Source organism: Pseudomonas sp. PvP027 (genome assembly GCF_017833005.1).
GTDB classification, from domain to species: Bacteria; Pseudomonadota; Gammaproteobacteria; order Pseudomonadales; family Pseudomonadaceae; genus Aquipseudomonas; species Aquipseudomonas congelans.
In genome coordinates this window covers 5049961-5062966 of record NZ_JAFIBK010000001.1, presented here as the reverse complement: position 1 = coordinate 5062966, position 13006 = coordinate 5049961, and the positions used below count along the sequence as shown (strand labels likewise).

The 13006-nt window shown below is 59.1% G+C and carries 10 protein-coding genes; 6 read left to right on the top strand and 4 right to left on the bottom strand.

Annotation, left to right across the window (positions count from 1 at the left end):
- On the bottom strand, window positions 1-891 hold the full coding sequence (locus JOE33_RS22060) for an NAD(P)-dependent oxidoreductase (protein WP_122529993.1): 891 nt from the start codon (window positions 889-891) through the stop codon (window positions 1-3).
- Window positions 892-1053: 162 nt separating this feature from the next.
- Between JOE33_RS22060 and JOE33_RS22055 the strand changes: the two genes are divergently transcribed.
- Together JOE33_RS22055 and JOE33_RS22050 are read left to right on the top strand one after the other, a co-directional pair.
- A complete protein-coding gene (locus JOE33_RS22055) occupies window positions 1054-1959 on the top strand; it encodes a LysR family transcriptional regulator (RefSeq protein WP_032612389.1) in 906 nt (301 codons plus the stop codon).
- 105 nt (window positions 1960-2064) lie between these two features.
- The gene (locus JOE33_RS22050) at window positions 2065-3300 is read left to right on the top strand and encodes a zinc-dependent alcohol dehydrogenase (protein ID WP_187626229.1); all 1236 of its coding nucleotides are present in this window, start codon (window positions 2065-2067) and stop codon (window positions 3298-3300) included.
- A gap of 389 nt (window positions 3301-3689) precedes the next feature.
- Here the strand turns inward: JOE33_RS22050 and JOE33_RS22045 are convergent, their stop codons facing one another.
- Together JOE33_RS22045 and JOE33_RS22040 are read right to left on the bottom strand one after the other, a co-directional pair.
- Complete coding sequence (locus JOE33_RS22045; RefSeq protein WP_096243940.1) at window positions 3690-4421, bottom strand: aspartate/glutamate racemase family protein; 732 nt, start codon at window positions 4419-4421, stop codon at window positions 3690-3692.
- Window positions 4422-4431: 10 nt separating this feature from the next.
- Complete coding sequence (locus JOE33_RS22040) at window positions 4432-5151, bottom strand: GntR family transcriptional regulator (RefSeq protein WP_010434855.1); 720 nt, start codon at window positions 5149-5151, stop codon at window positions 4432-4434.
- Window positions 5152-5495: 344 nt separating this feature from the next.
- On the opposite strand from JOE33_RS22040, the gene JOE33_RS22035 reads away from it, so the two are divergent.
- From JOE33_RS22035 to JOE33_RS22025, 3 genes are all read left to right on the top strand, one after another.
- Entirely contained in the window at window positions 5496-6947 is a 1452-nt protein-coding gene (locus JOE33_RS22035) for an NCS1 family nucleobase:cation symporter-1 (RefSeq protein WP_096140077.1), read from the top strand.
- 289 nt (window positions 6948-7236) lie between these two features.
- Window positions 7237-9312: a PAS domain-containing sensor histidine kinase gene (locus tag JOE33_RS22030; protein ID WP_122590183.1), complete on the top strand. Its 2076-nt coding sequence runs from the start codon at window positions 7237-7239 to the stop codon at window positions 9310-9312.
- Between the two features lies 1 nt (window position 9313).
- Window positions 9314-9652: a hypothetical protein gene (locus JOE33_RS22025; protein WP_080288712.1), complete on the top strand. Its 339-nt coding sequence runs from the start codon at window positions 9314-9316 to the stop codon at window positions 9650-9652.
- Between the two features lie 57 nt (window positions 9653-9709).
- Here JOE33_RS22025 and JOE33_RS22020 read toward each other — a convergent pair whose 3' ends face one another.
- Window positions 9710-10693: a GlxA family transcriptional regulator gene (locus JOE33_RS22020; protein WP_050549117.1), complete on the bottom strand. Its 984-nt coding sequence runs from the start codon at window positions 10691-10693 to the stop codon at window positions 9710-9712.
- A 394-nt stretch (window positions 10694-11087) separates the two neighbouring features.
- Here JOE33_RS22020 and JOE33_RS22015 point away from each other — a divergent pair, with 394 nt between their 5' ends.
- A complete protein-coding gene (locus tag JOE33_RS22015; protein ID WP_032612402.1) occupies window positions 11088-12977 on the top strand; it encodes a methyl-accepting chemotaxis protein in 1890 nt (629 codons plus the stop codon).
- Window positions 12978-13006: the final 29 nt, after the last annotated feature.

Below are 13006 nucleotides of genomic sequence, written 5' to 3'. Positions count from 1 at the left end.
TTATTCTCCATGACCGTAAAGTTTGCCATCGGTGCGTTGCACGATGGCGCAGAAGTCTTCGTTGTCCGCCAGGGTTTCAATGCTGGCCTGCCACAACTGCGCGACGACGCGTGACAGCGGCAGGTCCATGTCGAGGCTGTCTGCCAGATCGCTGGCCAGGCCGACGTCCTTGCGCATCAGGCCCATGGTGAAACCGGAGTCATACGCCTTGTTGAGTACCCAGGTCGGGAACATGACCTGCGTGGCACCGCTACGTCCGGAGCCGGCATTCAGGCCCTGCAGGAGCTTTTCCGGATCGACCCCTGCACGCGCGGCCATCGCCACGGCCTCGGCAGTGCTGATCAGGTGACAGGCGGCGAGCATGTTGTTGGCGATCTTGGCGACGTTGCCCGCGCCACATTGTCCGACGTGCACGCGTGTCCCGCTCATGCCTTCCAGAACCGGCATGGCGCGCGCCAGGTCAGCGTCCTCGGCACCGATCACCATCGACATGGTGCCGGTGGCTGCGCCTTTCGGACCGCCAGACACCGGCGCGTCGATGAATGCGATGCCGTTCTTCGCCAGTTCGGCGGCGACCTTGCGGCTCATTTCCGGCGTCGACGTCGTGGTATCGACGACGATCAGGCCCTTGCGACCCACCTCGTTGATGCCACCCGCGCCGAGGCACACCGACTCCACGTGCTCGGCCTTGGGCAGCGAGAGGATCAGGATGTCCACGCCTTGAATCAGTTGTGTGCGGTCGGCAACCGGCTTGACGCCCTTGCTTTCGGCCTGGGCCAGTGCGGCCTGCGACAGGTCGAAGCCGCTGACATCAAAGCCCTTGCCCGCCAGCGTGGCAGCCATGCCGCCGCCCATGTTGCCCAATCCGATCACACCTGCTTTCAAAGTCATGTCTGCATCCCTATCAAAGGTTTTTGTACGAATTCGAGGACAACGCTGCAGGCTCTTTCAGCCGGCAATGTGCTGATGATTCGAGTATGGACAGCGCTCTCCCCTCTCAGCAATAATCCAAAAATCGAATTTATGTTGCCTTTAGCGCAACACTGGAAGCCCATGAGCCTCGTTCAAGATCGACGCATCCTGTATTTTTTCGAAGCCGTGCGATTGGGCAGCGTCCGGGCTGCCGCCGACTTTCTCAACGTTGCGCCTTCGGCGGTCAGCCGCCAGATCGCACAGTTGGAACAGGAGCTGGGCTCACCCTTGCTGGAACGCCATCGACGCGGCGTCAAACCGACCGAGGCGGGCGACAAGGTGCTGGCCTACTACCGCCAGCGGCTGACGCAGCAGGAGGTCCTGCTGGATTCGATTCAAGCGCTGAAAGGCTTGCACAGCGGCTCGGTGACGCTGGTCTCCGGGGAGGGGTTTCTGGAAAGTCTGGCGCAACCGCTGGCACGGTTTTCCGAGCTGTATCCCAGAATCGAACTGATCGTGAACGTTTGTGGCAGCAACGAAGTGATTCGCCAGGTGGTAGAGGATGAAGCGCACATCGGCCTGGTCTTCAATCCGGCTGCCGACCCGAAAATCCGTTCGCATGCGCATCAGCGCCAGCCGGTCTGTGTGATCACCGCGCCGGATCATCCGCTGACCGAAGAACCAGGACCGATACAGCTGCGGGCACTTGAAAACTACCGTGTCGCCCTGCCTGCCGTGTCTTACGGTATTCGCCAGATCCTGCTGCAAGCCGAACACCAGCTGGGCATCACCGTGCAGCCGACGCTGACCTGCAGCACCTTCGCCATGCTCAAGCATTTCGCCATGCAGGGTGGTGTCACGTTGCTGCCGACCTTTGTCGTGGAGGAAGAAATAAAGGCCGGCACATTGCGTGCCCTGCCCTTGCAGCACGAGGTGTTCAGCAGCCCGCAGACTCACCTGATCAGCCGCCTGGGTCGTCAACTGAGTGTCGGCGCCAATCGCCTGATGGGCATGCTCTTGCAGGATATGACAGCGTTCCGCAACTGACCTACCGTTAGTCCCCGCGTCGATCAATCGCGCTGAACCAACAAAAAACTCATGGTTCATCTTCAGTAACGGATCGGAAATTTCTGCTACCACTGAGGATTAACCATGAGAGCTTTGACTTACCACGGCGCGAACAGTGTGAAGGTCGATACAGTGCCGGACCCTGTGATCGAGCAAGCGGATGACATCATTCTGCGCGTCACGGCGACCGCTATCTGCGGTTCCGACCTGCACTTGTACCGCGGCAAAATCCCTACCGTTGAACACGGCGACATCTTCGGCCACGAGTTCATGGGTGTCGTGGAAGAAACCGGCTCGGCCGTCACGGCTGTAGCCAAAGGCGATCGCGTGGTAATCCCGTTTGTCATCGCTTGCGGCAGCTGTTTTTTCTGCGACCTCGACCAGTTCGCGGCCTGCGAAACCACCAATACCGGACGTGGCGCGATCCTCAACAAAAAGTCGATTCCACCAGGGGCCGCGCTGTTCGGCTTCAGCCATCTGTATGGCGGTGTCCCGGGCGGTCAGGCTGAGTACGTGCGCGTGCCCAAGGCCAACGTCGGTCCGTTCAAGGTGCCAGGCACTCTGGCTGACGAGAAGGTGCTGTTCCTCTCTGATATTCTTCCCACCGCCTGGCAGGCTGTACTCAACGCCGGGATTGGCCAGGGTTCGACGGTTGCCATTTACGGCGCGGGGCCGGTCGGTCTGATGAGCGCAGCGTGCGCCAAAATGCTCGGTGCCGAGAAGATCTTCATGGTCGATCACCACCCGTATCGTCTGGCCTATGCGCAGAAAACCTACGGCGTGATCCCGATCAACTTCGATGAAGACGATGATCCGGCCGACACGATCATTCGCCAGACTGCCGGCATGCGCGGCGTGGACGGCGTCGTGGACGCGGTGGGTTTCGAGGCCAAGGGCAGTACCACTGAAACCATCCTGGCCACGCTGAAACTGGAAGGCAGCAGCGGCAAGGCGTTGCGTCAGTGCATCGCGGCGGTACGTCGTGGCGGCGTGGTCAGTGTGCCGGGTGTATATGCCGGGTTCATCCACGGCTTCATGTTCGGCGATGCGTTCGACAAGGGCCTGACCTTCAAAATGGGCCAGACCCACGTGCATCGCTTCATGCCTGAATTGCTGGAACACATCGAGGCAGGCCGCCTGGAACCCGAAGCCATCATCACGCACCGGATGTCACTGGAAGATGCGGCGAAGGGCTACAAGCTGTTCGACAAGAAGGAAGAGGATTGCCGCAAGGTCATCCTGACGCCCGGCAACAACACGATTGTGTTGCCGGACGACACGACTGAAGCCTTGGTCGGGGGTGGCGTGCCGGCTATGTAAGGTACAAGTTCGCTTCTGATTGTGGCCGTAGGCCTTGGGAGCGAACTTGTTCGCGAAAACCGTGTTTCAGGCGATGTACTTTCATCGTTCATACCGCCCCCTTCGCGAACAAGTTCGCTCCTACGCCCTCCGGGCAGAAGCCTGAAAATGTCAAACCGCGCAGGGCGCTCGTCGTTATGCGCACATTCGTTTTTGATTCTGGCCGTAGGCTGTGGGGGCGAACTTGTTCGCGAAAACCGTGTTTCAGACGATGTACTTTCATCGTTCATACCGCCCCCTTCGCGAACAAGTTCGCTCCTACGCCCTCCGGGCAGAAGCCTGAAAGACACGTATTTCGTGTTCCCCAGAACTTGTGTGTAACGCTAAGCGCGAAGCTAAGCCTTCACTGATCACCGACTCATATAGGCAAACCGGCCTTTGAACGGTTTGCCGATGGGGTCGGCAAGGTCGCCGTGTTTGCTGGTGGTCAGGCCCAGATCCACCAGCGATTCGGCCAGTTTCACCGCCGCAGCCACGCCGTCGATGACTGGCAGACCAATCGCTTCGCTCAATTGCCTGCCCAGATCCGCCATCCCACCGCAGCCCAGCACAATGGCGCCTGCCCCTTCTTCGTCACGGGCGCGACGGGCCTGCTCGGCCATGCATTCGATAAGCTCCGGCCCGCTTTCCTCCAGCGCCAGCACTGGCAGATCGATACAACGCACCGATGTGCATAACTCACTGAAGCCATAACGCTGCAGCAGATGCTCGGCAATGATCCGGGTGCGGGTCAGCGTGGTGACCACGGCGAAACGGGTGGAAATCAGGCTGGCCATATGAAAGGCCGCTTCGGCGATGCCGATCACCGGGGCACTGGCGTACTCGCGTGCCGCCAGCAGCCCGGGGTCGCCGAAACAGGCAATGATATGCGCGTCGACCTGTTGCTCGCGTCCCTTGCGCACTTCTTCGAGCACGCCCAGCGTCGCTATCGCCTCGTCGAAATGGCCTTCGATGGACACCGGACCATCCGCAGGACTGCAGGCGATGATCTGCGTGCCGGGGCGCGACACGGCTTGCGCGGCCAGACCGATCTTGTGGGTCATGGCTTCGCTGGTGTTGGGGTTGATCACTTGAATACGCACCGGGACTCCTTCAGCGCCGTTTGAAAATGCTATGAAAATCCACTGTCTCGCTGACCGGCGCATCCACATTCAGGCTGGCACGGATGCGGCGCAAATGCTCGGCCATCCACTCACGCGCCTGTTCGCCCTGCCCGCTTTCGAGCAAGGTCAGCAAGTCAACATGCTGGCCACACTCACAGCCGACACTGCGTCGCGAGCCGTACACCGCCACAATCAACGAAGACCGTGTGGTGAGCTGCGCGACTTGTTCGGTCAATACCTGATTGCCCGCCAGCGCGCTCAACTGCACATGGAAGCGCGCCGACAATTGAATCGCTTCGCTGTGGCGCCCCGCGTGTTGCGCCTCATGTTCCTGAGCGCAGAGCGCGCGCAGTGCTTCCAGGCGCTGGCCGCCAACTCGCGTGGCAATATCGGCCATCAGCGCGGGCTCGATCAGTTGCCTGGCACCCAACACGTCCTGTGCTTCCTGAGCCGACGGTTGCGCAACCTCTGCGCCGCGCTTGGGGCGCAAGGTCACCAGTCGTTCCAGCGCCAGACGCTGCAAGACCTTGCGGATGCCGGTACGGCTGATCTCGAATACTTCGGCCAGGGCGTCCTCGGGCAAGCGCGTCCCCGGGGCGAGCCGATGTTCGACGATGGCTTCCAGTACATGCTGGTAAATCTGTTCATCACGGCCTTTTTCATCGGTAGAAGGCGCGAGAAACAACGGAGCGCTGTCAGGTCGGATCATGGCTTCACATCACATTGGCATTACAGATCGTATACAAGAATAGTGCCTGAGACGGAACATGATGAGTAGCGCAATTTAAACAGCAGGTCAGATAACCCCTTAACAAGAAACGCATGAACCGCACCGTAAATGAGCAAAAGCGCCCTGTTTACGTGCACTTCAAGTTCCTGCTCTAACCCGCCTGGCTTATCCATCTTTCTCAGCATAACCGCCCTGCAACAAGCCTCGCGACCATTCCCGGCTAATGATAAAAGGCGTGGCACATGTTTTGCGTACACGATCGTATACAAAAAAATCATCGATCGTACTCCGATCCCGTCACGACACACCGAGGGAGTCACGCAATGACAGATCAACGCCCAGCCGGGTACAGCCCGCGCCTGCACAACCACGATCTGGGGCCGGTGCCGCAGAAGTGGACCTGGTACAACATTCTGGCGTTCTGGATGAGCGACGTGCACAGCGTCGGCGGCTACGTTTTCGCCGCAAGTCTGTTCGCCCTGGGCCTGGCCAGCTGGCAGGTGCTGATCGCGCTGCTGGTGGGGATCTGCATCATTCAGGTGATTGCCAATCTGGTCGCCAAACCCAGTCAGCAAGCCGCCGTGCCCTACCCGGTCATCTGCCGCCTGGCCTTCGGCGTCTTCGGTGCCAACATTCCCGCCATCATTCGCGGGCTGATCGCAGTGGCGTGGTACGGCATTCAAACCTACCTGGCGTCCAGCGCATTGGTGATCGTGGTGCTGCGTTTCTTCCCGGAACTGGCCGCGTATCAAAGCGTGACGTTTCTCGGGCTGTCCTGGCTCGGCTGGTTCGGCTTTCTCGCCTTGTGGGTGGTGCAGGCCGCCGTGTTCTGGACGGGTATGGAGTCGATCAGGCGCTTCATCGACTGGGCCGGCCCTGCCGTTTATGCGGTGATGTTCGCGCTGGCAGGCTGGATTGTCTGGCGCGCTGGCTGGGACAACATCAGTTTTACCCTGGCGGAAAAAGAGTTGTCCGGCTGGGCGGCGTTCGGCCAGGTGGTCATGGCCATTGCTCTGGTAGTCTCGTATTTCTCCGGGCCGACGCTTAACTTCGGCGATTTCAGCCGCTATTGCCGCAGCATGGCCGACGTACGCCGCGGCAATTTCTGGGGCTTGCCGGTGAATTTTCTGGCGTTTTCGCTGGTAACGGTGGTGATCGTCTCGGGCACGCTGCCGATTTTCGGCGAGATGATCCACGACCCTATCGCGACCGTCGCGCGCATCGACAACACCACGGCCGTGCTGCTCGGTGCCTTCACCTTCGTCACCGCTACGGTCGGCATCAACATCGTCGCCAACTTCGTTTCCCCCGCCTTCGACTTCGCCAACGTGGCGCCCAGCCGCATCAGCTGGCGTGCAGGCGGCATGATCGCTGCGGTGGCGTCGATCTTCATCACACCCTGGAACCTGTTCAACAACCCTGAAGTGATTCACTACACCCTGGACGTGCTGGCGGCCTGCATCGGCCCGCTGTTCGGCATCCTGCTGGTGGATTACTACCTGATCAAGAAGCAGCAGATCGACGTCGACGCCCTGTTCAATGACACGCCGAGCGGTCGCTACTGGTACACCAACGGCGTGAACTGGATCGCGGTCAAGGCATTGCTGCTCACCGCACTGGTCGGTCTGTGCTTCACCTTTATCGAGTGGTTCAAGCCGATTGCCAACTTCGCCTGGTTTACCGGCTGCATCCTGGGCGGCGCAGTGTTTTATGCGCTGACCCGCTGGTCGCCGGTACAGGCTGCCAACCTGCCTACGCCTGTCGGCCAGCATTGATACATTCGCAAGACGCTGAATACTTGAATGAAACCAGCGCCTTCAGGTGATTTGCCAAGCCCGGCATCACTTGAAAGCGCTGCCCTGCCTGCTCCGCGGAAAATAGCGCGCACCTCAAATGATATTAATTTAATATCACCCCCTACTGGATCATGGAATGATCGAGTGTCACTGATCGCTTTGTCAGGCATCTGGCACAAAATAGAATAAATTTTGTACAACTTTCAGGCCGCTGCGCTGCCCTATGACTGAGTCTTTGTGAACCAGGCGTTCAAGTGGGTCGATAGTGATGAGCAATGATGTTTCCGGCGGCAGGCCATTCGCCCTCGAGCCACGCCTTCCCTCGGCACAGGAAGCTGCCGAGCGGCTGCAACTCGCCTTGGATTCTGGGGCCGTTGTCGGCGCCTGGGTGTGGGACATCGTTGCCGATCAACTGACCGGCGATGAGCGTTTTGCCCGGACCTTCGGCTTGTGCCCGAAGCTATGCGCCAAAGGCTTGCCACTGGAGCTGGTGATTGCCTCCATTCATCCTGACGATTCGGCCAGAGTCGACAAGTTAATCGAGGACGCGCTGCAGAGCAGCGAAACCTATCGATGCGAATACCGGGTTCTCCATGAAGACGGTATTTATCGCTGGGTCGAAGCCAGCGGAAGAATCGAACGTGATAGTCGTGGCAAGCCTGTTCGCAGTCCGGGCGTATTGCTCGATATAGACAGCCGTCGCACTGCCGAAGACGAGCGCGACCGGCTCAACGAATTGCTGAGGATATTCACGGCTGCCGTTCCCGGCGTTGTCTACGCCAAGGACCTCGAGGGACGGATGCTGGTCGCTAATCGCGGCACCGCCGACCTGATCGGCAAGCCGCCCGAGTTTTTCATCGGCAAGACGGATCTGGAGTTTCTGGATGACCAGGAACAGGCGCGGATCCTCATGGAAACCGACCGCCGGATCATGCAGAGCAATGTCAGCGAACAGATCGAAGAACAGGTCAACCTGGCTGACGGCTCCGCAGCGATATGGCTCTCGACCAAAGCGCCGCTGCTCGATGCCAACGGCGAAGTGATCGGTCTGATCGGCTCCTCTATTGATGTAACCGCCCGAAAAAAAGCCGAAGAAGCGGTCAGAGAACTCAACCAGACACTCGAACAGCGCATCGAACAGGCCGTTTTCGAACGCGAGCAGATCGAAGATGCCCTGCGCCACTCACAGAAAATGGATGCCGTCGGGCAACTGACGGGGGGCATCGCACACGACTTCAATAATCTGCTGGCCGGTATTTCCGGCAGCCTGGAACTGATCACCAAACGACTGGCCCAGGGCCGCGTCGGCGACGTCGACCGTTACGTATCGGTCGCCCAGGGCGCGGTACGCCGCGCGGCGTCGCTGACCCACCGTCTGCTGGCGTTCTCACGACGCCAGACACTGTCGCCGAGAGTCACCGACGTCAACGGGTTGATTCATGACATGGAAGAGTTGATCACCCGTACCGTCGGCCCGGAGATAGACATAAAGGTCATCGCGCAAAATGACCTGTGGCCCGCGCTGATCGACCACGCTCAGCTGGAAAGCTCGCTGCTGAACCTGTGCCTGAATGCCCGCGACGCGATGCCCAACGGCGGGCGCATTGTCATTGAGACTGCCAATGCGTCCCTTGAAGAGTGCACCGACCCGGATCATGGCATTCCTGCCGGCGAGCACCTGAGCATACGGGTCACCGACACGGGCATCGGCATGAGTCCGGACATCGCCGCCAAAGCGTTTGAACCGTTCTTCACCACCAAGGCCATCGGTGCAGGCACCGGTCTCGGGCTGTCGATGGTGTATGGTTTTGTGCGTCAGTCCGGCGGGCAGATTCGCGTCGAATCGGTCGAAGGCCAGGGCACCAGCGTGGTCATGCACCTGCCACGCCACACCGCTGAAAATGCTCCCCGCGCCGTTGAACCGGAAGTCATCGAAGAACCACCGCATCACACCGGTGAAACCGTTCTGATCGTGGATGACGAACCCTCGGTGAGGATGCTCGTCGCCGAAGTCATCAGCGGTCTGGGCTACAAATGCCTGGAAGCCGCTGACGCACAATCAGGCCTGGAGATCCTGCAGTCGGATACCCGCATCGACCTGCTGATCAGTGATATAGGCTTGCCAGGCGGCATGAACGGCCGGGAAATGGCCGATGCCGCCGGTGACTGTCGACCCGGCCTGCCGACCCTGTTCATCACCGGTTACGCCAAGACTTCGGTGCTGGACGATTGCCACCTGCGGCCTTGCACGCAGGTACTGACCAAGCCGTTCGGGCTGGACACGCTGGCCGGGCGAGTGACAGGCCTGATCGGCGCTGACGCGGTCGCCCGCGGATATTCGTAGGGTGAACCCGACCACGCCTGATGGCCGGTATTTTGTGGTCAAAGGGCAACTCTGGCGGTGCTCCAATCCCTCTTTGAGCGACGACGTTCGCCAGCATCTGGTGGATGAGCTGATGGCTGCACGTCGTGCAGTCAAAGCCGCCAAGGCCTCCGAAGACCCGGCAGCCCTGAAGACGGCGCGAGCCAGTGTCGACAAGGCCAAAGTTGCACTGGGCGAGCGTGGTGAAGTCTGGTGGACCGATGGCGCCGAGGATTTCAATCGGCGCAAGGTGAAAAATACGCCTTATGCACGGTGGTATGCAGAGCACGAAGCGTCGGAACAACAGGCAAGTGGTAAGTAAGCACTTTCATGCCACAACGCGTAATGATGAACATCATTGTGATGTTCGCCCACTCGACTATTTGACACGCCTTTTCTCCGCAGAGGGGCGGTAACCGAAGTAGGAGCTGTAACACTTGCTGAAATGACTCGGCGATACAAATCCGCACGCCACCAGCACTTCGGTTTGAGACAACTCAGTGTGCTGCAGCAACCGCCGAGCTTCGGTGATGCGCAGTTCCAGATAATAGCGCTGCGGGGTAGTGCCTAACTGCTCTTTGAACAATCGCTCAAGCTGACGTCGCGAACGGCCCCCATAAACGGCCAGCTCTTCCATTTCCAAAGGCTCCTCCAGATTCGACTCCATGAGTCGAATCACTTCGCGCAACGGAGCGCTCACGGACAGTAACGGCGAGGTTTTGATACGCCGGTATCTGGACTCCTCGAATGAAAGGATGTCTTCGATCCCCTCTACCAGCGCCTTGCCATGCAAACCTTTGATCCACTCCAGCGCCATATGATAGGCGCCTGTCGGACTTGAGGCGGTCAGTCGGTCCCGGTCTGCGACATACGCCTCACTCGTGACCTGGCCCACGCTGGCGATCTCCGCGAGAGCGGGTCGATGCTCCGGGTGGATCGCGCATCGGTAGCCATCCAGCAAACCGGCCCGCCCCAAAAACCAGGCGCCGTTCCATAGTCCTGCCAGGATTACCTCCTGAGAGGCCGCGTCGCGCAATAAGCGGATCAGGTTATCGCTTGCCTTCAACTCGGTGCGATAGCCTCCGCAGATGACCAGCAGGTCCAGTCCTGCAAGGCTGGCTCGCCCAAACAGCTCATCCGGGCGGATCACCAGCCCGAGGTCACTGACCACCTCGCCTTCGCCAAGACCAAGCGTGATGGTCGAAAACAGATCCCGCCGCAGCAGATTGGCCGTGACAATGGCGTCCAACACCTGAGTGAAAGCAGGTAGCGAAAAATGCTCCAGCAGAAGAAAACCGGCACGCGTTTGCCGCCTGGACTCATGTTTTTCCTCTTGCAGAAAGCGAAGGTTTTTTCCTTGCATTGCGTCGCTGAATTTACGCCTGGCGATCACTTGAAACCTCGCTTGATTCACGCCAATTGAAGACCACTCTTGCCGACGTACCTGTGCCACCTGGTGAACGGTTCATGTCTTCTATCCCCATAAAGGACCGCAAAGCGCAGGAAACGTGAAACGTTGCAGAGAGGTATACATTGAAAACGCGCGCTGAATGCGTTCCATGCACTTCATTTTTGCTTTCGTGACGTTATCAAAACATCGTGAAAAACGCTGCGTCGCTTTTAGAAATGCGTGCTGTCGCTTTGTGCGCACTCATTCATATGACGATCGGCATTCATTAATCAGCCTGCCAGCCGATAAAACGCCGTTGCGCTCGCAGTACATCATTTCCGAGTAATATCTAAAGGCTCATATCGGCATGAGAAAATCTTTAAAATTCAGCCATAAAATCCTCTTGGCGGCGTCCCTGGTGGTGATCGCCGCATTCACGTTGTTCACCTTCTATAACGACTATCTGCAGCGCAATACATTGCGCATGCAACTCAAGGAGAACCTGAACCAGACAGGCGAAAGCACCGCCGGCAATATCCGTAACTGGCTTTCAGGACGAATTCTTCTGGTAGAGAGCCTGGCGGAAAACGCATCTTCGCCTCAGTCCCCGCAAGAGCAGAATCGGGTGCTTGGCCAACCTACGCTGATCGCCACCTTCATGAGCATTTACCAGGGCAGAAGTGATGGCTCTTTCGTCACCCAGCCGCCTGATGACATGCCGGCCGATTACGACCCCAGAACCCGACCGTGGTATGTCGATGCCGTTCGCGCCGGCAAAACCATCCTCACCGAGCCGTATCTGGACGCCGTGACCAAGGGTTTGATCGTGACCCTTGCCACACCGATCAAGGGTGAGTCTGGCGTGGCCGGTGTGATTGGCGGCGACCTGAGCCTGGAAATTCTGGTGAAGATGATCAGCTCACTTCGGTTGCACGGCGACGGATACGCGTTCCTGGTCGACGCGAATGGCCGCATCCTGGTTCATCCGGACACCTCCCTGGTGATGAAGACGCTGGCCGAAGTCTACCCGGCGAAAACACCGAAGCTGTCGCAAGACCTGAGTGAAAGCGAGTTTGCCGGCAAGACGCAGATCCTTACCTTCGCGCACGTGGACGGCCTGCCCTCGGTCAACTGGTACGTTGGCGTGGCGATGGATAAAAACACGGCTTACGCGGCGCTGGGCGAGTTCAGAAACTCGGCCATCGTGGCCACTGTGATTGCTGTGGTACTGATCATCCTGCTGCTGGGCATGCTCCTGGGCGTTCTGCTGCGGCCACTGAACCTGATGGGCCGTGCCATGCACGATATCGCTGCCGGCGAAGGTGACCTGACCAAGCGCCTGATCATCGAGAGCCAGGACGAGTTCGGGTATCTGGGTAATGGCTTCAACCTCTTTGTAGAGCGAATCCATGACTCGATGCGTGAAGTCGCCTCCTCCACCGTGCAGCTCAATGAAGTTGCACAGCGGGTACTGACTGCATCCAACTCGTCGATGCTCAACTCCGATCAACAGTCCCACCGCACCAACAGCGTCGCCGCTGCCATCAATGAACTGGGCGCCGCAACGCAGGAGATCGCCCAGAACGCCGCGCGTGCGTCGGGTCACTCCAGCGATGCACGGACGCTGGCGTCGGACGGGCAGGACGTAGTCGGGCAGAACATCTCGGCCATGAGCCGTCTTTCCAAACGAATCAGCAGCGCAAGCGAGCAGATCGAAACGCTGAACACCAAGACAGCCAACATCGGCCAGATTCTGGACGTGATTACCGGCATCTCCCAACAGACCAATCTTCTGGCCCTCAATGCGGCCATCGAGGCCGCGCGTGCGGGTGAAGCCGGCAGAGGTTTTGCCGTGGTCGCCGACGAAGTCCGCAGCCTGGCACATCGAACCCAGGAATCAGCGAGCCAAGTGCAGGAGATGATCGAGCAACTGCAATCCGGTGCCCGTGAAGCCGTAGCGATCATGAATGAAAGCCAGCGTGAGAGCATTGAAACGGTCGAGATTGCCAACAAGGCCGTGACAAGTCTGGAGAACGTCACCGATCGGATTGGCGAAATCGACGGCATGAACCAGTCAGTGGCGACTGCCACCGAAGAGCAGACCGCCGTCGTGGAAGCGATCAACGTGGACATCACCGAGATCAACACGCTGAACCAGCAAGGCGTAGAGAACCTGAACGCGACCCTGCGCGCGTGCACTGACCTTGAACAGCAGTCCACCCGGCTGACGCAGTTGGTGGGCAGTTTCCGAATCTGACGTGCCAAGGCCGCTGCCGGAAAGCTTCG

Excerpts from the sequence above, each read along its gene's own strand:
- JOE33_RS22030 (WP_122590183.1), top strand. The coding sequence starts at position 7,237 with ATGAGCAATGATGTTTCCGGCGGCAGGCCATTCGCCCTCGAGCCACGC.
- JOE33_RS22035 (WP_096140077.1), top strand. The coding sequence starts at position 5,496 with ATGACAGATCAACGCCCAGCCGGGTACAGCCCGCGCCTGCACAACCAC.
- JOE33_RS22015 (WP_032612402.1), top strand. The coding sequence starts at position 11,088 with ATGAGAAAATCTTTAAAATTCAGCCATAAAATCCTCTTGGCGGCGTCC.
- JOE33_RS22040 (WP_010434855.1), bottom strand. The coding sequence starts at position 5,151 with ATGATCCGACCTGACAGCGCTCCGTTGTTTCTCGCGCCTTCTACCGAT.
- JOE33_RS22055 (WP_032612389.1), top strand. The coding sequence starts at position 1,054 with ATGAGCCTCGTTCAAGATCGACGCATCCTGTATTTTTTCGAAGCCGTG.
- JOE33_RS22020 (WP_050549117.1), bottom strand. The coding sequence starts at position 10,693 with ATGCAAGGAAAAAACCTTCGCTTTCTGCAAGAGGAAAAACATGAGTCC.
- JOE33_RS22060 (WP_122529993.1), bottom strand. The coding sequence starts at position 891 with ATGACTTTGAAAGCAGGTGTGATCGGATTGGGCAACATGGGCGGCGGC.
- JOE33_RS22050 (WP_187626229.1), top strand. The coding sequence starts at position 2,065 with ATGAGAGCTTTGACTTACCACGGCGCGAACAGTGTGAAGGTCGATACA.